General features: G+C 47.8%; 19 protein-coding genes. 12 read left to right on the forward strand and 7 right to left on the reverse strand.

Annotation, left to right across the window (positions count from 1 at the left end; translation table 11 throughout):
• Positions 1–16 precede the first annotated feature (16 nt).
• Positions 17–2,464: an acyl-CoA dehydrogenase FadE gene (gene fadE, locus XDD1_RS05405; RefSeq protein ID WP_045969374.1), complete on the reverse strand. Its 2,448-nt coding sequence runs from the start codon at positions 2,462–2,464 to the stop codon at positions 17–19.
• A gap of 256 nt (positions 2,465–2,720) precedes the next feature.
• Between fadE and lpcA the strand changes: the two genes are divergently transcribed.
• Together lpcA and XDD1_RS05415 are read left to right on the forward strand one after the other, a co-directional pair.
• Entirely contained in the window at positions 2,721–3,302 is a 582-nt protein-coding gene (gene lpcA / locus XDD1_RS05410; RefSeq protein ID WP_045969376.1) for a D-sedoheptulose 7-phosphate isomerase, read from the forward strand.
• 46 nt (positions 3,303–3,348) lie between these two features.
• A complete protein-coding gene (locus tag XDD1_RS05415) occupies positions 3,349–4,116 on the forward strand; it encodes a class II glutamine amidotransferase (protein WP_045969378.1) in 768 nt (255 codons plus the stop codon).
• Here the strand turns inward: XDD1_RS05415 and XDD1_RS05420 are convergent.
• The gene (locus tag XDD1_RS05420; protein ID WP_045969380.1) at positions 4,087–4,794 is read right to left on the reverse strand and encodes a L,D-transpeptidase family protein; all 708 of its coding nucleotides are present in this window, start codon (positions 4,792–4,794) and stop codon (positions 4,087–4,089) included. The two genes, XDD1_RS05415 and XDD1_RS05420, sit on opposite strands and share 30 nt — an antisense overlap.
• A gap of 356 nt (positions 4,795–5,150) precedes the next feature.
• Here XDD1_RS05420 and XDD1_RS05425 point away from each other — a divergent pair, with 356 nt between their 5' ends.
• The 8 genes from XDD1_RS05425 to nqrM all read left to right on the forward strand — a co-directional run bounded on the left by XDD1_RS05425 (position 5,151) and on the right by nqrM (position 12,382).
• The gene (locus XDD1_RS05425) at positions 5,151–6,494 is read left to right on the forward strand and encodes a Na(+)-translocating NADH-quinone reductase subunit A (RefSeq protein WP_045969382.1); all 1,344 of its coding nucleotides are present in this window, start codon (positions 5,151–5,153) and stop codon (positions 6,492–6,494) included.
• Positions 6,495–6,497: 3 nt separating this feature from the next.
• The gene (locus XDD1_RS05430) at positions 6,498–7,736 is read left to right on the forward strand and encodes an NADH:ubiquinone reductase (Na(+)-transporting) subunit B (RefSeq protein WP_045969383.1); all 1,239 of its coding nucleotides are present in this window, start codon (positions 6,498–6,500) and stop codon (positions 7,734–7,736) included.
• A complete protein-coding gene (locus tag XDD1_RS05435; RefSeq protein ID WP_045969385.1) occupies positions 7,729–8,526 on the forward strand; it encodes a Na(+)-translocating NADH-quinone reductase subunit C in 798 nt (265 codons plus the stop codon). The genes XDD1_RS05430 and XDD1_RS05435 overlap by 8 nt, the downstream gene beginning before the upstream one ends.
• Complete coding sequence (locus tag XDD1_RS05440; protein WP_045969387.1) at positions 8,519–9,148, forward strand: NADH:ubiquinone reductase (Na(+)-transporting) subunit D; 630 nt, start codon at positions 8,519–8,521, stop codon at positions 9,146–9,148. Before XDD1_RS05435 ends, XDD1_RS05440 begins: the two co-directional genes overlap by 8 nt.
• An 8-nt stretch (positions 9,149–9,156) precedes the next feature.
• Positions 9,157–9,753 carry an NADH:ubiquinone reductase (Na(+)-transporting) subunit E gene (gene nqrE / locus XDD1_RS05445; protein WP_010846626.1) on the forward strand — a complete coding sequence of 199 codons (597 nt, stop codon included), beginning with the start codon at positions 9,157–9,159 and terminating at the stop codon, positions 9,751–9,753.
• A 15-nt stretch (positions 9,754–9,768) separates the two neighbouring features.
• Positions 9,769–10,995, forward strand: coding sequence for an NADH:ubiquinone reductase (Na(+)-transporting) subunit F (gene nqrF, locus XDD1_RS05450; protein WP_045969390.1), 1,227 nt, complete (start codon positions 9,769–9,771; stop codon positions 10,993–10,995).
• 118 nt (positions 10,996–11,113) lie between these two features.
• Positions 11,114–12,142, forward strand: coding sequence for an FAD:protein FMN transferase (locus XDD1_RS05455; RefSeq protein WP_045969392.1), 1,029 nt, complete (start codon positions 11,114–11,116; stop codon positions 12,140–12,142).
• 15 nt (positions 12,143–12,157) lie between these two features.
• A complete protein-coding gene (nqrM, locus tag XDD1_RS05460) occupies positions 12,158–12,382 on the forward strand; it encodes a (Na+)-NQR maturation NqrM (RefSeq protein WP_045969394.1) in 225 nt (74 codons plus the stop codon).
• A 63-nt stretch (positions 12,383–12,445) separates the two neighbouring features.
• On the opposite strand, the gene XDD1_RS05465 is transcribed toward nqrM, so the two are convergent.
• Positions 12,446–12,961 carry a sigma-70 family RNA polymerase sigma factor gene (locus XDD1_RS05465; protein WP_045969396.1) on the reverse strand — a complete coding sequence of 172 codons (516 nt, stop codon included), beginning with the start codon at positions 12,959–12,961 and terminating at the stop codon, positions 12,446–12,448.
• A gap of 136 nt (positions 12,962–13,097) precedes the next feature.
• Complete coding sequence (locus XDD1_RS05470) at positions 13,098–15,407, reverse strand: TonB-dependent hemoglobin/transferrin/lactoferrin family receptor (protein ID WP_052705647.1); 2,310 nt, start codon at positions 15,405–15,407, stop codon at positions 13,098–13,100.
• 189 nt (positions 15,408–15,596) lie between these two features.
• Here XDD1_RS05470 and XDD1_RS05475 point away from each other — a divergent pair, with 189 nt between their 5' ends.
• Positions 15,597–16,133, forward strand: a complete 537-nt coding sequence (locus XDD1_RS05475) for a hypothetical protein (protein WP_045969398.1) — start codon at positions 15,597–15,599, stop codon at positions 16,131–16,133.
• Between the two features lie 139 nt (positions 16,134–16,272).
• On the opposite strand, the gene betA is transcribed toward XDD1_RS05475, so the two are convergent.
• From betA to betI, 3 genes are read right to left on the reverse strand one after another with little or no spacing between them, the layout of a single operon-like run.
• Positions 16,273–17,952, reverse strand: a complete 1,680-nt coding sequence (gene betA / locus XDD1_RS05480; RefSeq protein WP_045969400.1) for a choline dehydrogenase — start codon at positions 17,950–17,952, stop codon at positions 16,273–16,275.
• Positions 17,953–17,980: 28 nt separating this feature from the next.
• Positions 17,981–19,459: a betaine-aldehyde dehydrogenase gene (gene betB, locus XDD1_RS05485; protein ID WP_045969402.1), complete on the reverse strand. Its 1,479-nt coding sequence runs from the start codon at positions 19,457–19,459 to the stop codon at positions 17,981–17,983.
• 43 nt (positions 19,460–19,502) lie between these two features.
• Positions 19,503–20,099, reverse strand: coding sequence for a transcriptional regulator BetI (gene betI / locus XDD1_RS05490; RefSeq protein ID WP_045969404.1), 597 nt, complete (start codon positions 20,097–20,099; stop codon positions 19,503–19,505).
• Between the two features lie 209 nt (positions 20,100–20,308).
• Between betI and XDD1_RS05495 the strand changes: the two genes are divergently transcribed.
• On the forward strand, positions 20,309–22,345 hold the full coding sequence (locus tag XDD1_RS05495; protein ID WP_045969406.1) for a choline transporter: 2,037 nt from the start codon (positions 20,309–20,311) through the stop codon (positions 22,343–22,345).
• Positions 22,346–22,422 lie beyond the last annotated feature (77 nt).

Here is a 22,422-nt window from a genome sequence, read left to right on the forward strand (position 1 = left end):
GGTTTTCCGGTCAGCATCAGGCGGCTTTATTTTGACGCTGACTGTCAGGCTTTTTTGCTGAATTAGGCACAGCAAATGCGTCAGGTTCAAATTCATCGACATTGATTGAACGCAGCCGGCTGCTTTCCGCCCGTTGCAGGATATCGGCTTCTTCCTGCGAGATTTTATGCTCTGCCAAGGCGTGTTCAGCTAATTCATCCAAACGTGTGAAACTCAGTTTTTTACCTGCTTCACGGCTCAAACGAGCATGGATTGGCTCTGCGGCGATGATATCGTGCAAGGCCTCTTCCAGTAACCCGTGAGGATTGTGTTCGCTGGGTGTCAGGTATTGCCCACGCCCAATCCGGCTACGGGTTGCGCAAGGGGTTTGTAATAACTGGGCCAGCTTGTGATCCAATTTATCAGATGGCGCAGTATGCCCACGACCCAATGGGAAGACAATCACCCGCATTAAACCGGCAACCAAACGGTTAGGGAAATTGCGCAGCAAATCATTCATGGCCTGTTCAGCCTGATTCAGGCTGTCTTCGACTGCCCATTGCACCAATGGCAAATCTTCTTTCTGGCGTCCTTCATCTTCATAGCGTTTCAAGGCGGCAGAGGCTAGGAAGATTTGGCTCAGCATATCCCCCAGACGCGCTGAAATACGTTCACGGCGTTTCAGGCTACCGCCCAATACGCCCATGGAAACATCAGAGAGCAGGGCAAGGTTGGCACTTAAGCGATTGATCTGTTGGTAGTAACGGCGAGTCGCATCCTTGACTGGTGAACGGCTGGTTCTGCCTTTGGTTATACCAAGCCACAAGCTGCGCAGGGTGTTGCTGGCAACATGGCCCAAATGACCAAACAGCGCCTTGTCAAAGCCTTTCACATTGTTGCTTTCTGCTGCGGCGATTTCAGCCAGCACATAAGGATGGCAGCGGATAGCACCCTGACCAAAGATGATCATGCTCCGCGTCAGAATATTTGCACCTTCAACGGTGATAGCAATGGGCGCCCCTTGATAGCCACGGGCCAGGAAGTTGGATGGGCCAAGGCAGATGCCTTTACCGCCGGCAATATCCATCGCATCAATGATGGAACGTTGACCTCTGTGCGTACAGTGGTATTTCACGATGGCAGACAAAACCGCTGGTTTTTCGCCTAACATGATACCGCTGGTAATTATCGTTGCGGCTGCATCCATCAGATAAGCGTTACCCGCGATACGCGCCAACGGCTCCTCGATGCCTTCCATTTTCCCGATAGGCAGTTTGAACTGACGGCGAATGTAGGAATAAGCACCGATTGCCATTGCCGCACTTTTTAATCCCCCGGTTGCATTGGATGGCAGGGTAATGCCACGGCCGACAGACAGACACTCAACCAGCATCCGCCAGCCTTGGCCCGCCATTTTCGGCCCGCCAATGATGTAATCGATAGGGACGAAAATATCTTTACCACGGGTTGGACCGTTCTGGAATGGGATATTCAGGGGGAAATGGCGGTGACCAATTTCAACGCCCGGCGTATTGGTCGGGATCAACGCACAGGTAATGCCCAGTGATTCAGTATCACCAAGCAGATGATCCGGATCATACAGTTTAAAGGCCAATCCCAAAACGGTGGCGATAGGCGCGAGGGTAATGTAGCGCTTATTCCAGTTCAGGCGCATACCCAGCACTTGTTCGCCTTGCCATTCACCCATGCAGACCACGCCTGTATCGGGGATCGCCCCGGCATCCGAACCGGCTTCCGGGCTGGTCAGGGCAAAGCAAGGGATCTCTTCACCACGGGCAAGGCCCGGCAAATAACGTTTTTTCTGTTCATCCGTGCCGTAATGTTGCAGCAATTCACCCGGCCCCAACGAGTTAGGTACGCCAACCGTAATAGCCAGAATTCCCGATACGCCAGCCAGTTTTTGCAACACCTGAGATTGCGCGTAAGCGGAGAATTCCAGACCACCATATTCTTTCTTGATGATCATGGCAAAGAAGCGGTGTTCTTTCAGGTAGGCCCAAAGTTCGGGGGGTAAGTCCGCCAATTCATGGGTGATTTGGAAATCATTCGCCATGCGGCAGGCTTCTTCGACCGGACCATCAATAAAGGCTTGTTCTTCGGCAGTTAACTGCGGCTTGGGATAGTTATGCAGTTTTTGCCAGTCAGGGTTACCGCGGAATAAGTCGCCTTCCCACCATGTGGTGCCTGCATCAATGGCTTCTTTCTCGGTGGTGGACATGCTTGGCATCACCTTACGGAAGGCTTTGAGGCCGGGCGCAGAGAACAGAGAAATACGTACCGGGGTAAAGACCAGCGGGAATAGGACAATAACGAGGGGTAACAGCAACCAGTAACTCCAGAGGCCAGTGATGCCCATCACGAAAGTATAGGCAACAAGCAGTAAGCTACTCAGAGTCAGGCTGACTTTGTGGTAACAAAGCCCGCCAATCAAGACTAAAAATAAAATAATGCTGAAAGCGGTCATAGTAAAACTCCTGTAAATCTCAGGTTGAGTTGTCAGAGGTCTGACCTGTTGTCGGTGTCCTTCTTTTTAGATGAGTAAAACGTATTTATCAATATGATTACATCTTAATTACAATCTAGCTCACAAAGTCATTTCAGTTTTGCCAACGATAATTCTCTCAAGCTGTGATGACATCTTCTTTCAGGGTGGGGAATCCGTTACACTGGATGGCTGACATTATTAATCCCCCCGAAGACTTTTCAGGAGTATGCGTTCCATGTATCAAGAACTGATCCGCAGTGAATTATCCGAAGCCGCAGAGACGTTGGCTAACTTCCTCAAAAATGACGCAAATATTGATGCTATTCAAAAAGCCGCGGTTTTACTGGCGGATTCATTCAAGGCTGGGGGAAAAGTGCTTTCCTGTGGTAATGGGGGATCGCATTGTGATGCCATGCATTTTGCGGAAGAGTTGACCGGCCGCTACCGTGAAAATCGTCCGGGCTATCCGGCCATTGCGATTTCTGATCCCAGCCACTTATCTTGCGTGAGCAATGACTTTGGCTATGATTATGTTTTTTCCCGCTATGTTGAAGCCCTCGGCCAGCAAGGTGATGTATTGCTGGGAATTTCGACTTCAGGAAACTCTGGTAATATTATTAAAGCGGTTGAAGCTGCTCGTGCCAAAGGAATGAAAGTCATTACGCTGACGGGCAAGGATGGCGGAAAAATGGCAGGAACGGCAGATGTTGAAATTCGGGTACCTCATTTTGGTTATGCAGATCGTATTCAGGAAATCCACATCAAAGTCATTCATATCTTGATTCAATTGGTTGAAAAAGAAATGGTAACAGCCTGATTATTGTTTATCAGGCATCGTTGTCAGAAGTAGGTAGGGGTAGGCAATGTGTGAATTACTTGGCATGAGCGCCAACGTGCCAACAGATATCGTTTTTAGTCTGAGTGGATTAATTCAGCGTGGCGGGCATACCGGTCCGCATAAGGACGGCTGGGGAGTGACTTTTTATGAGGGATTGGGATACCGAACGTTTAAAGATCACCAATCCAGTTGTCATTCCCCTGTGGCTCAATTTGTCCAAGGCTATCCGATCAAATCAGAAGTGATTGTGGCTCATATTCGTCAGGCAAACAGCGGTAATGTTTCTCTGGTTAATACCCATCCCTTTACCCGTGAGCTGTGGGGAAGATATTGGACCTATGCCCACAATGGCCAACTTAAGGGATTCAATAAGCTGAGAACAGGAAGTTATCGACCGGTTGGTGAGACGGACAGCGAATGGGCATTTTGCTGGATACTGCACCAATTATCATTGAAATATCCCAAGCGGCCGACCCATTGGCCTGCGGTATTTAAATTTATCGCCTCGCTGGCGGAGCAGCTAAGGGAGAAAGGGGTTTTCAATATGCTGTTGTCAGATGGGCAGTTTGTCATGGCGTATTGCTCGACTCAATTGCATTGGATTACCCGCCGTGCGCCTTTCGGCAGGGCTAAATTACTTGATCAGGATGTGGAAATTGATTTCCAGCAGCACACTCAGCGAGGGGATGTCGTGTCAGTGATTGCCACCCAACCTTTAACCGGAAATGAAGTTTGGCAGCGTATTGAATCCGGTGACTATGCCCTATTTCATCTTGGAGAGAGAATAGCCTGATTCACTGCGCCAAAAGGATGACGGGTTTTTTGATTTTACATTAACCGCATATTGCCCGCCTATTACGCTGACAGTCGCTGGAATGCTATTTTGGGCGAAATATTCATAGGCGGGCTGCAATTGCTTCCAAAATGAATAATTATCGTTATTCTGGTGCCGCCTCATATTTTTCCGGGTCATCCTGAAAGGATAAATATTGATTTTAATTTCATGTTGTCCATGATGCAGGGCACTTTCCACATACTGGTATATTTCACCCATGTAGCGATCCGTCATGGCGTAACAGCCAATGGATTTACAGGCACCATGGATCATCAAATCACTGCCGGAATAGCCTTTGGCTTTATCAAACGCATTAGGAAACCCCAGATTAATGGCGCGATAATAGCGGCTATCCGGTTTTAACTGCTTGAGGTTGATAGAGTAAAACCCTTCCGGGCTTTTGAAATCACCTTTCTGCGTCTTTGGGCCAAGCCCGCCAGAGTAACGACAAATCGGGTAGCTTTGGGTCAATTGATAATGGCCAGTTCTGTCTTGTGTATAAATCTCAAGGCGTTTTTCTTCTTTGAATATTTGAATGAAAATCCTGGCGCCAATCCGTTCCAGTGCCCCGGCAGAACCCGCAGAAAGGGGCACAGGCAATAGGCTTAATGCAAAACCAAAAAGCATTCTTTTCATAGCATAACCAGACAGTTTGATGAAATATCGGCGACAGGATTGCCATTTTGGGGACGAAAATTTTGCAGCAAAAAATAGTGAGTCAAAGATAGCAGTGATGTCCTGTCATTGTGAAGCCTTTTTGGTTAAAAATTAAACTCACGTAGAGAAAAGTGATGAAAATACTCGCCTTTCTCGAACAGTTAACAGTTCAGCAGAGAAATTATTTTTATTTGCTTGAGCTAAGTCACTTGATTAATCAGACAGTCAGGGGGGGAGATGCTAGAATGACCTCCGCGAAAATGATGCATTACCCAAGGGAATACCGCAAGGTAATCTGTAGTCTATGATTTAACTGATAAACTTGTGCAAATCTTATGATTAAAATTAAAAAAGGACTCGACCTCCCGATCGCAGGAGCGCCTGCCCAAGTTATAGAAGATGGTCCGACAATTTGCCACGTTGCTTTACTGGGTGAAGAATATGTTGGAATGCGTCCTTCTATGCTGGTTAAGGAAGGTGAGCATGTCAAAAAAGGGCAAATGCTTTTTGAAGATAAGAAAAATCCAGGGGTTGTTTTTACCAGTCCCGCCAGCGGGAAAGTGATAACCATTGGTCGTGGTGAACGTCGTGTCTTGCAATCTGTCGTCATTGAAGTCAGTGGTGATGAGAAAGTCACGTTTGATCGCTATGAGCATGCTGAACTTGCTGGCCTGAGTCGTGAACAGGTAGAAAAAAATCTGTTGGCGTCAGGGCTGTGGACAGCATTGCGTACCCGTCCTTTCAGTCGTTCCCCTGCTCCCGGTTCCACACCAAAGGCAATCTTTGTTACGGCAATGGATACGCAGCCACTGGCGGCTGATCCACTTGTTGTTATTGCAACCCAAGAAGAGGCTTTTGTTGATGGCCTGAATGTCCTGTCGAAATTGACAGAGGGGAAAATCCACGTCTGCCACGGTGCCGGAACTATCCCGACAGCAGGAAATAACGCCCAAATCACCTATAACCAGTTTGTTGGCCCCCACCCCGCGGGTTTAGTCGGTACTCACATTCATTTCATTGAACCTGTCAGTGCCCAAAAAATGGTATGGCATCTGGGTTATCAGGATGTTATTGCCATCGGTAAACTGTTTACCACCGGCGAGCTTTACACTGATCGTGTGGTCTCTCTGGCCGGCCCGCAGGTTAAATCTCCACGCTTAGTACGTACCCGATTGGGCGCTGATTTGCTGGAATTGACCCAGAATCAGCTAAAAGAGGGTGAAAACCGGATTGTTTCGGGTTCCGTACTGTATGGCATGAGATCCGATGACGCACGCCATTATCTTGGCCGTTTCCATACGTTAGTTTCTGTGCTGGCAGAAGGTCGGGAAAAAGAGCTGTTCGGTTGGATCGCGCCGGGCGTTAATAAGTTCTCCATTACCCGCACCACCATCGGTCACTTCCTGAAAAAGAAACGCTTTGCTTTCTCCACCACGACCCATGGCGGGGAACGTTCTATGGTGCCGATTGGCAACTATGAGCGGGTAATGCCACTGGATATTATGGCAACCCACCTGCTGCGTGATTTGCTGGCAGGTGATAGTGACAGCGCTCAGGCGCTGGGTTGTCTGGAGCTGGATGAAGAAGATTTGGCATTATGTACCTATGTTTGCCCCGGCAAATATGAGTACGGTCCGGTACTGCGTGACGTGCTGACTAAGATTGAGCAGGAAGGGTAATTCATGGGCCTGAAAAATTTATTTGAAAAAGTAGAGCACCACTTTGAGGCCGGTGGCAAACTGGAAAAGTATTATCCTCTCTATGAGGCAGTGAGCACCGTTTTCTATACGCCGGGCACCGTGACAAAAGGCAGTGCCCACGTCCGTGATGCCATTGATCTCAAGCGCATGATGATCTTGGTGTGGTTATCGGTTTTCCCTGCCATGTTCTGGGGAATGTATAACGTCGGCAATCAGGCGCTACCTGCCCTGACTCATTTATATAATGGCGATGCCTTACAGCAGATTTTGGCTTCTGATTGGCATTACGTCTTTGCCCAGTATCTGGGGGCATCGTTAACACCCGATGCGGGGTGGGGCAGCAAGATGTTGCTGGGAGCAACCTACTTCCTGCCAATTTATGCGGTTGTTTTTATCGTGGGGGGTTTTTGGGAAGTCTTATTTGCCATTATCCGCAAACATGAAATCAACGAAGGCTTCTTTGTCAGCTCCATTCTGTTTGCCCTGATTGTTCCCCCCACCCTGCCATTATGGCAGGCGGCTCTGGGGATTACTTTCGGTGTGGTGATTGCGAAAGAAATCTTTGGTGGCACAGGGCGTAACTTCCTTAACCCCGCCCTGGCTGGCCGTGCTTTCCTGTTTTTTGCCTATCCGGCTCAGATCTCAGGTGATTTGGTCTGGACTGCGGCGGATGGTTTCTCTGGCGCAACGCCTTTGTCCCAATGGGCATCCGCAGGCAGCCATGGCCTGATGAATACCCTTACCGGGCAGCCAATCACTTGGATGGACGCTTTTCTTGGCAACATTCCCGGCTCCGTGGGGGAAGTCTCCACGTTGATGATTTTCATCGGGGGAGCCATCATTCTGTTTGCCCGTATCGCGTCATGGCGCATCGTTGCCGGTGTGATGATCGGGATGATTGCCATGTCTTACCTGTTTAATGTAATTGGCTCTAATACTAACCCGATGTTCGCCATGCCGTGGTACTGGCATATGGTTCTGGGTGGCTTCGCTTTCGGTATGATCTTTATGGCGACTGACCCGGTATCTGCGGCGTTTACGGATAAAGGGAAATGGGCATACGGTATCCTGATCGGTGTGATGTGCACCTTGATTAGGGTTGTCAACCCGGCGTACCCGGAAGGAATGATGTTGGCGATCTTGTTCGCTAACCTGTTCGCGCCACTGTTTGATTATCTGGTCGTACAGGCCAACATTAAGCGGAGAAAAGCCCGTGGCTAATGATAATAAACCCAAAAATAATGATAGCGTCGGCAGAACATTCCTCGTCGTTTTTGTGCTGTGCCTTGTCTGTTCCATTGTGGTTGCAGGATCTGCCGTTGGTTTGAAAGCGCAGCAGCAGGAGCAAAAACTGCTGGATAAGCAGCGTAATATTCTGGATGTGGCCGGTTTGCTCAAACCTGACATGACAGCCGCCGAAATCAACGAAACCTATCGCAGCCGTATTCAACCTGAATTGCTGGATTTGGCAACCGCTACGCTGAAAAAAAGCGCTGGCCATTTTGACCTGAATAATGCCTTGCGCAGTGATGAAACCAGTATGGCTTTGCCACCAGAGCAGGATCTGGCGAAAATCCGCCGCCGTGCCAATATGGCAGAAATCTATCTGGTTAAGGATGAAAGCGGCAAAACGACCGAACTGGTTCTGCCCATATACGGTTCTGGCCTGTGGTCAATGATGTATGCCTTTATTTCCATTGACGTGGATGGCGTCACATCCCGCGGCATCACTTACTACTCGCATGGTGAAACGCCGGGGTTGGGGGGTGAGGTGGATAACCCACAATGGCGCAAGCAGTGGAGAGGGAAAAAACTCTATGACCCGCAGGGGGTTCCGGCGCTTAAGATCGTCCGTGGCGGTGCCGGGGATAACCCTTATGGCGTCGATGGTCTGTCTGGCGCGACCCTGACGTCTAACGGTGTTCAGCATATGTTTGATTTCTGGCTGGGGGATAACGGTTTTGGTCCGTTCCTGAAAAAAGTACGTGAGGGAGCCTTGAAAGATGGCTGATAGTAAAGAGATAAAACGCGTCCTGCTGGGGCCGCTGTTTGATAATAACCCAATTGCATTGCAGGTCTTGGGGGTTTGTTCCGCGCTGGCGGTGACCACTAAACTGGAAACTGCGCTGGTCATGACCCTTGCGGTGACACTGGTCACCGCGTTCTCCAGCTTTTTCATTTCACTGATCCGTAACTACATTCCCGGCAGTGTGCGGATCATTGTCCAGATGGCGATCATTGCCTCGCTGGTTATCGTCGTAGACCAGATTTTGCGCGCTTATGCCTATGAAATCTCTAAACAGCTCTCGGTGTTTGTGGGGCTTATCATCACGAACTGTATTGTCATGGGGCGTGCTGAAGCCTATGCCATGAAAGCGCCACCGATTGAGAGTTTTATGGATGGTATCGGTAATGGTTTGGGCTATGGTGTCATCCTGTTGCTGGTGGGTTTCTTGCGTGAACTGTTCGGCTCAGGGAAATTGTTCGGTATGACGGTGCTGGAATCAGTCAAAAATGGCGGTTGGTATCAACCTAATGGCCTATTCCTGCTGGCACCGAGTGCCTTCTTCATTATTGGTATGCTGATTTGGGGTTTGCGGACTCTGAAACCTGCGCAGGTTGAGAAGGAGTAACAAACAAAATGGAGCATTATATTAGTTTGTTTGTCCGCGCCGTCTTTATCGAGAATATGGCGTTATCTTTCTTTCTCGGTATGTGTACGTTTTTGGCGGTATCAAAGAACGTTAAGACGGCTTTTGGCCTGGGTGTCGCGGTCACCGTGGTATTGGGCATTTCCGTTCCTGCCAATAACCTCGTCTACAATCTGGTGCTGCGTGATGGCGCTTTGATGGATGGGGTGGATTTGAGCTTCCTGAACTTCATTACCTTTATCGGGGTCATTGCGGCACTGGTACAGATCCTGGAAATGATCTTAGACCGTTATGTTCCGGCACTTTACAACGCGCTGGGCATTTTCCTGCCGTTGATTACGGTGAACTGTGCCATTTTCGGTGGCGTTTCATTTATGGCACAGCGTGACTATAACTTCAGCGAGTCCATCGTATACGGTTTCGGTTCAGGGATGGGCTGGATGCTGGCCATTGTTCTGATGGCGGCTATCCGTGAAAAATTGAAATATGCGGATGTTCCGGCAGGTCTGAAAGGATTGGGGATCACCTTTGTCACCACTGGCTTGATGGCATTGGGCTTTATGTCCTTCTCCGGTGTGCAGCTCTAAAGGCGAGAAGAATTCATGGATATAATCATTCTAGGCGTAGTCATGTTTACCCTGATTGTGTTGGTACTGACGGCAATGATTTTGTTTGCAAAATCTAAGTTGGTTAACACCGGGGATATTAAAGTTGAAGTCAATGGCGATGAGGATAAGAGTTTTTCGGCTCCCGCTGGCGACAAATTGTTGAATATGCTTTCCGGTCAGGGGATTTTCGTCTCCTCTGCGTGTGGTGGCGGTGGTTCTTGTGGCCAGTGCCGGGTGAAAATCAAGGAAGGCGGGGGGGATATCCTGCCAACGGAACTTTCCCACATCAACAAGCGTGAAGCCAAAGAAGGTTGCCGTTTGGCCTGTCAGGTCAATGTTAAGCAAGACCTGAAAATCGAACTGCCGGAGGAAATTTTCGGCGTTAAGAAATGGGAATGTGAAGTTATCTCTAACGATAACAAAGCCACGTTCATTAAAGAATTGAAACTGAAAATTCCTGACGGGGAAGTGGTTCCCTTCCGCGCGGGCGGATTCATTCAGATTGAATGCCTGCCCCACGTTGCCCGTTATGCGGATTATGATGTCCCTCAGGAATACCGTGAGGATTGGGATAAATTCAATCTGTTCCGCTATGTCTCTGAAGTTAAAGAGCCGACGGTGCGTGCTTATTCCATGGCGAACTATCCCGAAGAGCATGGCATTATCATGCTGAACGTGCGTATTGCCACGCCACCGCCAAGAAACCCGGATGTGACTCCGGGCATCATGTCTTCTTATATCTGGTCACTGAAACCGGGTGATAAGGTGACGATCTCCGGCCCGTTTGGTGAATTCTTTGCGAAAGACACGGATGCGGAAATGATCTTCATCGGTGGGGGGGCCGGCATGGCACCCATGCGTTCTCACATTTTTGATCAGCTCAAGCGTTTAAGTTCCAAGCGTAAAATCACCTTCTGGTATGGTGCGCGTTCGAAGCGTGAAATGTTCTATACCGAAGATTTTGACCAACTGGCAGCAGAAAATGAGAACTTCACATGGCATGTGGCCTTGTCAGATGCCTTGCCGGAAGATAACTGGGACGGTTATACGGGCTTTATCCATAATGTCCTGTATGAGAATTACCTGAAAGATCACCCGGCACCCGAAGACTGTGAATTCTATATGTGTGGGCCTCCGGTCATGAACGCTGCGGTGATTAAAATGTTGAAAGATCTTGGCGTCGAAGACGAAAACATCATGCTGGATGATTTCGGCGGCTGATAGTATGCCCAATCAATTTCGATAAAGGGTCTATCACGCTTTGATTTAACGACACGCGCCCACATTTGGTGGGCGCTGTGATTTAGAAACAGCCCGAATAAGTCAGAAAGAGTAAGTTATGCTGAATAAAAAAATGATCAACTGGGGGGCATTGCTGTTTGCGATAATCACGCTGGCGGCCTGCGGTGGCCCTGAACAGCAAAACCTGGATGGGAAGACGATGGGGACGTATTACTCCGTCAAATATGTGGCTGACTCGTCTGCACCGGCCCCGGAAAATCTGCAAAAAGAGATTGATCGCTTGCTGGAAGAAGTGAACGATCAGATGTCCACTTATCGGCCGAATTCTGAATTAAGTCGTTTTAATCAAAGTCGTGAAGTGAATAAACCGTTCCCGGTCTCTGCTGCTACCGCGAAAGTGGTTAAAGAAGCGATTCGCATCAATAAGCTGACCGACGGCGCACTGGATGTGACGGTTGGCCCAATGGTGAATCTGTGGGGATTTGGGCCGGAAGGGCGCACGACCAAGGCACCGACGGATGAAGCATTAGCGCTTCGCCGTGCCTGGACGGGGATCGGTAACTTGTCGGTTGAAGGCAATAACCTGATTAAATCCATTCCTGAACTGTATGTCGATCTCTCTTCCATCGCCAAAGGCTATGGCGTTGATGTGGTTGCTGAGTATCTGGCATCCCAGAACATCAAAAATTACATGGTGGATATTGGCGGTGAAGTTCGCACCTTGGGCAACAATGGCAAAGGAACCCCGTGGCGGATAGCGATTGAAAAACCCTCGGACAGTGGCATGGAACAGAGCGCCCAGGAGATCATTGCACCGGGCAATATGTCTGTTGCCACATCGGGTGATTACCGCAACTATTTTGAACAAAATGGCGTGCACTATTCGCATACCATTAATCCTCAAACCGGCAGGCCGATAACCCATCATTTGGCTTCCATTACCGTGATAGCGCCGACCTGCATGAGTGCGGATGGCTTTTCTACCGGGTTGGATGTATTGGGGCCGGAAAAAGGCATGGAAATAGCAGAGAAGCTGAATATTCCGGTCTTTATGATTGTCAAAACCCAAACCGGTTTTGAAGAGCGCTATAATACGGCCTTTAAAGCCTATTTACAGAAAAAATAAGAAAGGGGGAAGGTGATGGAAGTCTTTGTGATCACTTTTATCTTTTTCCTGCTGGCTTTTGCGGGAATGGCGTTGGGCTATATTGTCAAGCGCAAGAGCATTCAGGGAAGCTGTGGGGGGTTGGGAAGCATTGGCGTAGAAAAAGTTTGCGATTGCCCTGAACCTTGCGATGCCCGCAAAAAACGCATGGCAAGGGAAGCCGTTCGTCAGGCACAACGGGAGAAGCACCGTATTCTCTGATGGGCAAATTTATCGTGAAAAAATGACCCGCTGCCGGATAAACAGCGGGTTTTTGTTGTCGGTTTAAAGCGTACTGAAAGGGTGACATTTTCTGTGGGCTTGATGTAAGTAATTCTTCACTGAGCTGATTGAAATCCCTAAATCTTCCGCGACCTCTTTATAACGCCGGCCTTGGAGTTGGGTAAGCAGAAACGCCTGCCGAACTTTTACCGGCAATTTATCCAGTGTCTTATCTATCTTTTCTAACTGATCTAACAGCACAAGTTGTTGCTCAGAAGAGTATGGTGAAATCACCGGGAGTTCACGGAGAGAGGCCAGATAATGGCCTTCCAATTTTTTCCTGCGCCAGTCATTGGCAAGCGTTCTGCGGGCTAGCGTGATTAAAAAAGCCCTTGGCTGGCGGATATTTTCCAGATCCGAAGACTGCATCAACTTGATAAAAATCTCATGGGTGAGATCTTCGGCATGATTTGGACAAGCGCTGTTTTGTCTGATCCAGTTGCATAACCAGTGATGGTAATCGGAATAGAGTTGCTGGGTGATTTGATGGTGCCCGGATGGGCTTTTTTGCACCGCCATAATGAGACTGCCTGATGGGATAAGATAAATCTGATAATAATTATTATTTGTATTTGATGGGGCGAAGTCAACGCCGTGTTTGGGATCTAACCCCCTTAAAATAAAGAGGGTTAGGGGTTTAGCAGTTAACTGTCAGTTAGAATTGTTGTGAAATGCTGAATTTATAATTACGGCCAACACCTGAGACGGCTTCTCCCAAGTAAGGCGCATAATCCCGGTTAAAGAGGTTATCGATGGTGACGCGTGCTTCAAATCCTTTGATAGAAGCAGGACGCCAGCTGGCAAACAGACCGTGCAAAGCATAACCGCTGCTTTTTGGTAGTGACCACTCAGTGGCTTTTGGATCGCCATCTACAGGTGAACGATCTTGTTTGCGAATAAAGTCGCCTTTCCAGCCCATTGCCATTTGCCACTGAGGTATTTTGAAGCCTAACAGGGCATGTGCTGATGTTGGCGGTATTTCCGCAATCCAGGTTTTATGTCCTATCCACGGATCACGCGGCGAAGCATCACGTTGGCCGCGCATCGTAGAGAAAGAAAATTTTCCGAATAGCGTCCTGCTGTCGTAGAAAGTCTCAATTTCCAAGCCTTCAATAGTATAGCCAGATAGATTGCGATAGTTTGCCAATGGTTTTTCACATGAACCGCTCAAGCCGCTTTCGAGATGAGCTTTACAATAGATCCCACGTCTTTTGAATATTTCATTTTTACCACGGTTACGGAATAGGGTCGTGCGAATTTGCAGGCTGTCATCTTCAAGCATCAAATTATCGAAATCGAGAATGGCACCGAGGCGTATTCCGGTCATTTTTTCAACATCAAGATTCCGGCTGGTACCAGAAACATTGGTGACTGCTGACTGAACTTCATATTGTTCATCAACTAAAGGGGCACGCCACGTGCGGCTGATATCTGAAAAGAGCGATAAGTTTGGCATCGCTTTCCACATGATACCCAGATGTGGAGACCATCCGGTGTAAGTTACGTCGCGATAATCATGCCCCACGTTAGGTAACGGATTATTAAACCGTGGTGCTGCATTTTTTTCACCTATATTTTTGATATGGTCATAACGTACACCGGGCGTAATGGTAACATTTGATAATGTTATAGAATCCTGTATATAGAGGCTATGTGCTGTCTGATCTCCGGCTGGCATATAATAGGGTTGGTAATAGCCATAATTATATTCGGCTTGTTTTATCTTATCCTTATCAAACATCCACACATGGCGTTGGTTTTTATGCCATCGTGCCCCAATGAGTAATTCGTGCTCAATGTAACCTGTTGAAAATAAACTTTTATTATTGATATCAATCAGATTATCGGTGTAACTAACCCAGCTTTTATTTCCCATAGAGGCGCTGTAATTGGCTTTGATATCTTCTGAACGATGATCATTTTGCCTAATTTTTGAATAGGCATAAGTCATCGTCAGGTTTAACCACGGATTGTCCTCTGGCGCAATGTTCCATTTGGCAGAGTAGTTCTGATCAACTTGATCCCGAAAGACCAGTTTTCTCCGCCACGCTTCATCCAAACCGTATTTTTTTATATCCCAGTCGGAGGGAGCATTCATTTTATTCCGTCTGGCCGCCCACGGCTGCCAGCCATCCGATTCAGAACGCATGGCAGACAGGCTTATTGTATGGGTATCACTGGGATAAAAGTTGGTTTTTAATAAATAGGACATTTGATTGTTTTGTGAAAACACAAAACGTGTCCCGTCGGGGCGTTTAATATTGTGCCCATCCCGCTTACTCACATAGAACAAGCCATCAGCAAAGCCATTGGGATCCCGGCCGTAGACTGCACCACTACTGATCCACTGCCTGTCATTGGTGTGGTAGCTTTGCTTGATAAATCCACCCCAATCCTCATCAGGGCGCAGCAAATCGCTTGCGTCTTTTGTCACCAGCTTGACAGAGCCACCAAACCTACCATTACCATCGAGCAAATTGTGCGGCCCTTTATCGACCTCTACCCGTTTGATTAATTCAGGTTCAATAAAGACAGAACCCTGACGATATTTCTCGAATCCTTTTGGTGCATCATCCAGCGTGATTTTGATATCTTCCTGATCTCCCATCCCCCAGATATTCAGCGTTTGCCCGCCGGGACGCGGCGAGCCTGACATTGAAACACCGGGAAGCTGGTCGAGTAATTGAGCAATATTATCTGCCTGAGTCCGGTCAATATCGGCTTTTTTGAGCACGGAACTTCCCGCACTGTTACTGTTGTCTAAACTTTCAACAACCGAAAGTGTGGGTAATTTCATCACCTCATTTTTCTTTTCAGGCTGTTGCCTTGTGGGCGTTTCGGTCGCATATGCCGGGCTGGAAAGTGCCGCTCCCAATACGAATGTCCCGGAAAGTGTGCCGGTTAAAATTTTCTGAATTGTGGCCGCGATTGGGCGTTTTTCTAATTTTTGACTATTATTTGCCATAAATTTCCTAAAATGTAACCAAGTAAAATATTTCAATGTAATAAGTCACCTGAGAAATCAAAATGGGTAAATAAAAATGAGAATTATTTTTATTTTCTCATGGGGTTATGAAGCATACCATAAGGTGATAAGACTTATCCCATTGGATTATAAGATTTTTATCTATCCTTAAATACAAGGGGTTAATCAATGAAGAAAACGATTCTTGGTTCTCTGATCGTGGCAGGTATCGTGGCACTGCTTGCTGGCTGTGATGATGCGTCTAAAAAAGCGGAAAATACCGCACAGCAAACAGAAGAAAACGCGACACAAATGAAAACTGATGCTGAAAAAACGATCACTGATGTAAAGGATCATACAAAAGAGAACTCACAGGAAATAAAGGAAAACGCGGCGCGTGAAGGCCACAGTCTGATTGATAAATCGAAGGAAGTGCAAAATCAGATCACGCATTCAGCCAATGACGTCACTGAACAAGTGAAGTCCAAGCTGGCTGATATGCAGGATCAAGCGACGAAAGCCGCAAATGATGTGATGGACAATGTGAAAGCGAAAACGGGAGAGCTTCAGCATCAAGCCAGCGACAAGATTGACCAGCTTTCAGAGGCAATGAAATCGAAGACGGAAGACGTAAAATCTGAGGCGGATAAAAAGACGGATGAGTTAATCAGCAGTTTTAAAGGTCATCATCTTAACGATGATAAGGATAAAAAAGAGGAAAATTAATTTATCTTTTTAATTCAATACATTGTTAGTATGAAAAACATAACAATACGGGAAAAATGAGCATGCAAATAATATGACTTGAATATCTCAATTTCCCGTATTCGTGTTTATCCCGTTTTCACGAGAATAAATTTATTAATCAATGATTTTTTGCTAATTGACGAACAGGCACATCATTAGCGACATAATATTTTGCCTGACTGCGTGGCAGAGGTGAAATTCCCCTGATTTTATCCGCCATTTTTTCCGCCATCATGATCACGGTGGCATTTAAATTGCCAGTAATGATAGTCGGCATAATAGAGGCATCAATAACACGTAGATTGTCAATGCCATGCACGCGTCCTTGACCATCCACAACGGCCATTTCATCTGTCCCCATTTTGCAACTGCATGAGGGGTGAAAGGCGGTTTCGGCATGTTCGCGAATAAACGCGTCTAGCTGTTCATCGGACTGGATTTCAACACCGGGGCTGATTTCACGGCCACAATAGGGAGCCAGTGCTGGTTGTGCCATAATTTCCCGCGTAATGCGGATCGCCGCGCGGAACTCCTGCCAATCCTGTTCGGTTGACATATAGTTGAATAAAATACTCGGATGCCGGCGTGGATCTCGCGATGTAATTTTCACCCGCCCCCGGCTTGGCGAACGCATCGAACCCACATGCGCCTGAAAACCATGTTGATTGACGGCATTGCTGCCATTGTAATTAATGGCAACCGGCAGGAAGTGAAACTGGATATTTGGCCAGGCAAATTTTTCATGGGTACGAATAAAGCCACCTGCTTCAAATTGATTGCTGGCACCAATGCCTGTCCCTTTAAATAACCATTCAGCGCCAATTTGCGGTTGGTTATACCATTTCAACGCCGGATAGAGGGAAATGGGCTTGAGGCATTCATACTGCAAGTACATTTCAAGGTGATCTTGTAAGTTTTGCCCAACGCCGGGTAATACCTGCACGGCAGGGATCGCAAGTTCGTCCAAGACGTCTGCGGGGCCAATGCCTGAACGTTGCAAAATCTGGGGCGAGGCGATCGCCCCCGCACAGAGCAAAACTTCTTTACGCGCTCTTGCATGCGTTAACGTTGAGCTGTTGCCTTGATAAAAATTAACGCCAATGGCGGTCTTTCCGTCAAATTTGAGGGTATCCGTCAAAGCATGGGTCATAATCGTGAGATTGGGACGTGAACGTGCTTGATCCAGATAACCGCGGGCGGTACTGGCACGGCGCCCTTTCGGGGTCACCGTGCGATCCATTGGCCCAAAGCCTTCTTGCTGATAACCATTCAAATCATCAGTACGTGGATAACCTGCCTGAACCCCGGCTTTTACCATCGCGTGAAACAGTTCATTATTTCCCGCTTTGGGGGTCGTGACACTGACCGGCCCATCGGCGCCGTGATAGTCATTTTCGCCAATATCCCTTGACTCCGCTTTGCGAAAATAGGGCAGGCAATCAAGATAAGCCCAATCTTCCAGCCCCGGCTGAGTCGCCCAATGATCAAAATCCAGCGCATTGCCACGGATATAGCACATGCCGTTGATGAGCGAAGAGCCACCCAGCCCTTTACCCCGCCCGCATTCCATGCGGCGATGATTCATATAAGGTTCAGGATCGGTTTCATACGCCCAGTTATAACGGGTTCCCTGCAAGGGATATGCCAGCGCCGCTGGCATTTGAGTACGGAAGTCAAATCGGTAATCGGGTCCGCCAGCTTCCAGCAGCAGGACCGTGATAGTGGGATCTTCCGTTAAACGTGTTGCAAGTACATTACCCGCTGACCCAGCACCGATAATAATGTAATCAAAAACCATTAGTTATCTCCTCTGTTTCAGGCATGGATTAAAATAGGGATGTAAAATTGCCCAGTTCCACCTGTATTGATTTGATTTGCGTGTAATGCTGGAGTGTGACCAGCCCATTTTCGCGGCCAACACCGGAATGTTTATAACCACCGACAGGGACAGCGACCGGAGAATCTCCCCAGGTATTGATCCAGCAGATCCCCGCTTCTAACTGGTGGATCACGCGATGGGCGCGGGAAATATCTTGGGTGACTAAGCCGGCAGCCAGACCATAATGGGTGTTATTAGCGCGGGCAATAACTTCATCTTCCGTTTCATAAGTCAGGATAGACATCACCGGCCCGAAAATTTCTTCCCGTGTGATTAACATCTCATCAGTACAGTCACTGAATACCGTCGGTGCAACAAAGGCTCCTTGCGCCAGTTCGCCTTCCAGCAGACGCTCACCGCCACAAAGCAGGCGGGCATGGCTGTTTTTGCCGCTTTCGATATAGCGTAAAACCGATTCCATATGTGGGAAGCTCACCAGCGGCCCAAAGTTCGTGTTGGGATCGAGGGGAGAACCAATCCGGATACGCTTAACACGTTCAAGAATTTTTGCTTCAAATTGTGGCAGCAGCGGCTTGGGGACAAAAACGCGGGTTCCGTTGGTACAAACCTGCCCCGAACTGAAAAAGTTGGCCATCATGGCAATATCCGCCGCCCGATCCAGATCGGCATCATCAAAAATGATCAGCGGGGATTTGCCGCCCAACTCCATCGTGACCTCTTTTAGGGATGAACCCGAAGCCTCTGCCATGACTTTTTTGCCTGTCGCAATTCCGCCGGTAAAAGACATTTTGGCGATTTTAGGGTGAACCGCCAGATAATGGCCGGTTTCGTGACCGGCTCCGGTCAAGACATTGAACACACCATCAGGCAAACCGGCTTCGGTATAGATTTCAGCTAACTTCAATGCCGTGAGCGAAGTGACTTCACTGGGTTTGAAAATCATGGCATTGCCGGCCGCCAGCGCCGGGGCTGATTTCCAGAGGGCGATTTGGATAGGGTAGTTCCATGCGCCGATGCCGGCTACGACGCCCAATGGTTCACGGCGTGTATAGAAGAAAGAAGATTCACGCAGTGGAATTTGCTGCCCTTCAAGGGCGGGGATCAAACCCGCATAATATTCCAGTGCATCCGCACCGGAGACAATATCAACCAGCCGGGTTTCAGACAGGGGTTTGCCGGTATCCAGTGTCTCCAGTTCAGCCAGTTCATCGTTGCGTTCACGCAGGATATTCACGGCCTTGTGTAAGATCCGTGAACGTTCCACCGCGGTCATCGCTGCCCAGATTTTCTGTCCCTGATGGGCGCTTTCGACCGCCCGGTCAACATCTTGCTCTGTAGCGGACTGAAATTGGGCGATCACCTCGCCATTCGCGGGATTAATGGTATCAAAAATGGTGCTGCCAGGATCGGTGCTATCCACATAGGCGCCGTGGATATACAGTTTTTGTAATCCAAAATGGGTCATAGATTCTCCTTAAGAGCCTGTTTATTAGGCTATAAGCCAGAACTCAGGTCATAGCAGAGGCTCCGAGTTTCTGTTCGATGTAATCAAGGGTAATTTTGAATGTTCCTTCCGGATCAAAAGGCTGCCGGCTTAATGCACTTCGCAGCCAAATGCCGTCAATCAATGCGGCAAGACCTTGCGCAGCTAACCGTGCTTCTGCTTTTGGCATGGCGCGTTTAAATTCAACACAGATATTGGAATACAATCTGCGCTCATTGACTTGTTGTAACCGGTAGAGATTGGGTTGATGCATACTGCTGGCCCAGAATGCCAGCCAGGTTTTCATGGCGGCACTGCTGGTCTGGCTGGGATCAAAATTTCCTTCAACAATGGCTTTTAACTTTTGCGTGGGCGTTGCGTCATCAAGCAGGCGTAACCGGCGTGCAACTGCCATGCTTAATTGCTGCAATAGATAACGCATGGTGGCTTCCAACAGCCCGTTTTTATCCTTGAAATAGTGGCTGATAATGCCGTTGGAAACGCCCGCTTTGCGCGCGATTTGCGCAATCGTGGCTTCCTGCATACCAACTTCATTAACCACGATTAATGTTGCATCAATGAGTTGCTGTTTTCTTATCGACTGTATTCTAATTTTTGGCATGATTTTAGGCTCAGAAGATCAATCATTCGGGCAGTATTAAACTTTTTTTTGATTGAACATTCAATCAAAATTAAATATGTTTTATTACAATCATTTTACAAACAGGAATCAAATTTATTTAACATGTCTTAAAATTTATTTAATATTCAAATTGTTACATGAGTTATGCTTTTTGCATTTTTTAATTATCTTCATTTCAGGAACTGCCTATGAACATACAAGACAGTCCAAAAAATACTCAGAAGGATACCCTGAATTCTGTTGTTTTTTTCACCTCTGCCGGACTGATTATTGCATTTTCTCTGTTCACGATTTTTTTCACTGAGGCAACCAGTGTCTGGATAAAAAACACCCTGAATTGGGTATCTAAAACGTTTGGTTGGTACTATTTACTGGCGGCAACGCTTTACATTGTCTTTGTGGTTTTTGTTGCGTCTTCCCGTTTTGGTTCAATCAAATTGGGTCCAGAGCAATCCAAGCCGGAATTCAGTTTACTGAGTTGGGCGGCGATGCTGTTTGCCGCAGGGATAGGCATTGACTTGATGTTTTTCTCGGTGGCTGAACCTGTCACGCAATATATGCGGCCGCCAACGGGCCAAGGGGAAACCATTGAAGCAGCTCGTCAGGCGATGGTGTGGACGCTGTTCCACTATGGCCTGACGGGCTGGGCGATGTACGCTTTGATGGGCATTGCACTGGGATATTTTAGCTATCGTTATAACTTGCCGCTGACGATCCGCTCAGCACTTTATCCTATTTTTGGTCACCGCATTAAAGGCTTCATCGGCCATACGGTGGATATCGCGGCAGTCATAGGGACAATATTTGGCATTGCCACGACGTTGGGAATTGGCGTCGTGCAATTGAATTATGGCCTGAAAGTCCTGTTCGGATTATCGCAAGGATTGGGGGTTCAGGGAGGATTGATATTATTGTCGGTGGTGATAGCCATCATTTCGGTGACTTCCGGCGTCAACAAAGGCATTCGGTTTTTGTCCGAATTGAATGTACTGCTGGCTCTTGGTCTGGTTTTGTTTCTTTTATTTATGGGCGATACGGAATTCCTGCTTAACGGATTGGTGCAGAACGTCGGGGATTATATCAGCCGTTTCATGGGCATGACGCTGAACAGTTTTGCCTTTGAACGTCCCACTGAATGGATGAATAACTGGACGCTGTTTTTCTGGGCATGGTGGGTCGCCTGGTCGCCATTTGTGGGATTGTTTTTGGCACGCATTTCCCGTGGCAGAACTATTCGCCAGTTTGTGACGGGAACATTAGTTATTCCCTTCGTTTTTACGCTGTTGTGGCTGTCGATTTTTGGTAACAGCGCGTTGTATGAAATTCTTCATGGTAATCGCCAATTAGCTGAAACCGTGCTGCAACATCCAGAACAAGGTTTTTATCGTCTGCTGTCATTTTATCCGGCATTTACGTTCAGTGCTTCGGTTGCCACCATTACCGGATTGCTGTTTTATGTCACATCGGCGGACTCTGGCTCATTGGTGTTGGGTAATTTCACCTCAAACCTGAGTGATATCAATAATGACGCGCCAAATTGGTTGCGCGTTTTCTGGTCTGTGGCGATCGGGGTATTAACATTGGGCATTCTGATGACGAATGGCATTTCTGCTTTGCAAAATACCACGGTTATTATGGGGTTACCTTTTAGTTTTGTGATGTTTTTTGTGATGGCGGGGCTGTACAAATCCTTGCGGGTAGAAGATTTCCGTAAGGCCAGTGCGTTGCACAACGCTTCACCTACGCTTGTTCATGACAATGGTTCTTTGAACTGGAAACAACGCCTAAGCCGTATGATGCATTTTCCGGGTACGAAAAATACCCAACGCATGCTGGATAGCGTATGCCGTCCGGCCATGTTGGACGTTGCCAAGGAGCTGGTGGTGCGCGGGGCGAAAGTGCAGTTTAATGCCCTGCCGCCGGAAGAGGATCGCCGGCTGAACCCACTTGAGCTGATTGTTGATTTGGGCGATGAACAGAATTTTGTCTATCAGATTTGGCCACAACGCTATTCTGTCCCTGGGTTTACTTATCGGGCAAGAGCGGGAAAATCTTACTATTATCGGCTGGAAACTTTCTTGATAGAAGGAACACAAGGTAATGATTTAATGGATTATACCAAAGAGCAAATCATCAGCGATATTCTTGATCATTATGAAAAACATCTTAATTTTATCCACCTTAATCGCGAAGCACCGGGACAAACCCTGATTTTTCCGAATTGAGGGTAACGTTGCCACTCGCAAGACGAAAACCGCTGATTATCTCCCCGCACTGTGGGGAGATAATAAATGTATCTTGA

Origin of the sequence: Xenorhabdus doucetiae (genome assembly GCF_000968195.1) — a bacterium.
Classification (GTDB): Bacteria; Pseudomonadota; Gammaproteobacteria; order Enterobacterales; family Enterobacteriaceae; genus Xenorhabdus; species Xenorhabdus doucetiae.

What these genes read in the sequence shown, in the direction of transcription:
- betA (WP_045969400.1), bottom strand. Translation starts at nt 17,952, where the DNA reads ATGGTTTTTGATTACATTATTATCGGTGCTGGGTCAGCGGGTAATGTA.
- XDD1_RS05440 (WP_045969387.1), top strand. Translation starts at nt 8,519, where the DNA reads ATGGCTGATAGTAAAGAGATAAAACGCGTCCTGCTGGGGCCGCTGTTT.
- lpcA (WP_045969376.1), top strand. Translation starts at nt 2,721, where the DNA reads ATGTATCAAGAACTGATCCGCAGTGAATTATCCGAAGCCGCAGAGACG.
- nqrE (WP_010846626.1), top strand. Translation starts at nt 9,157, where the DNA reads ATGGAGCATTATATTAGTTTGTTTGTCCGCGCCGTCTTTATCGAGAAT.
- XDD1_RS05420 (WP_045969380.1), bottom strand. Translation starts at nt 4,794, where the DNA reads ATGAAAAGAATGCTTTTTGGTTTTGCATTAAGCCTATTGCCTGTGCCC.
- betI (WP_045969404.1), bottom strand. Translation starts at nt 20,099, where the DNA reads ATGCCAAAAATTAGAATACAGTCGATAAGAAAACAGCAACTCATTGAT.
- XDD1_RS05475 (WP_045969398.1), top strand. Translation starts at nt 15,597, where the DNA reads ATGAAGAAAACGATTCTTGGTTCTCTGATCGTGGCAGGTATCGTGGCA.
- XDD1_RS05415 (WP_045969378.1), top strand. Translation starts at nt 3,349, where the DNA reads ATGTGTGAATTACTTGGCATGAGCGCCAACGTGCCAACAGATATCGTT.
- nqrM (WP_045969394.1), top strand. Translation starts at nt 12,158, where the DNA reads ATGGAAGTCTTTGTGATCACTTTTATCTTTTTCCTGCTGGCTTTTGCG.
- XDD1_RS05425 (WP_045969382.1), top strand. Translation starts at nt 5,151, where the DNA reads ATGATTAAAATTAAAAAAGGACTCGACCTCCCGATCGCAGGAGCGCCT.
- betB (WP_045969402.1), bottom strand. Translation starts at nt 19,459, where the DNA reads ATGACCCATTTTGGATTACAAAAACTGTATATCCACGGCGCCTATGTG.
- fadE (WP_045969374.1), bottom strand. Translation starts at nt 2,464, where the DNA reads ATGACCGCTTTCAGCATTATTTTATTTTTAGTCTTGATTGGCGGGCTT.
- XDD1_RS05455 (WP_045969392.1), top strand. Translation starts at nt 11,114, where the DNA reads ATGCTGAATAAAAAAATGATCAACTGGGGGGCATTGCTGTTTGCGATA.
- XDD1_RS05430 (WP_045969383.1), top strand. Translation starts at nt 6,498, where the DNA reads ATGGGCCTGAAAAATTTATTTGAAAAAGTAGAGCACCACTTTGAGGCC.
- nqrF (WP_045969390.1), top strand. Translation starts at nt 9,769, where the DNA reads ATGGATATAATCATTCTAGGCGTAGTCATGTTTACCCTGATTGTGTTG.
- XDD1_RS05495 (WP_045969406.1), top strand. Translation starts at nt 20,309, where the DNA reads ATGAACATACAAGACAGTCCAAAAAATACTCAGAAGGATACCCTGAAT.
- XDD1_RS05465 (WP_045969396.1), bottom strand. Translation starts at nt 12,961, where the DNA reads ATGGCGGTGCAAAAAAGCCCATCCGGGCACCATCAAATCACCCAGCAA.
- XDD1_RS05470 (WP_052705647.1), bottom strand. Translation starts at nt 15,407, where the DNA reads ATGGCAAATAATAGTCAAAAATTAGAAAAACGCCCAATCGCGGCCACA.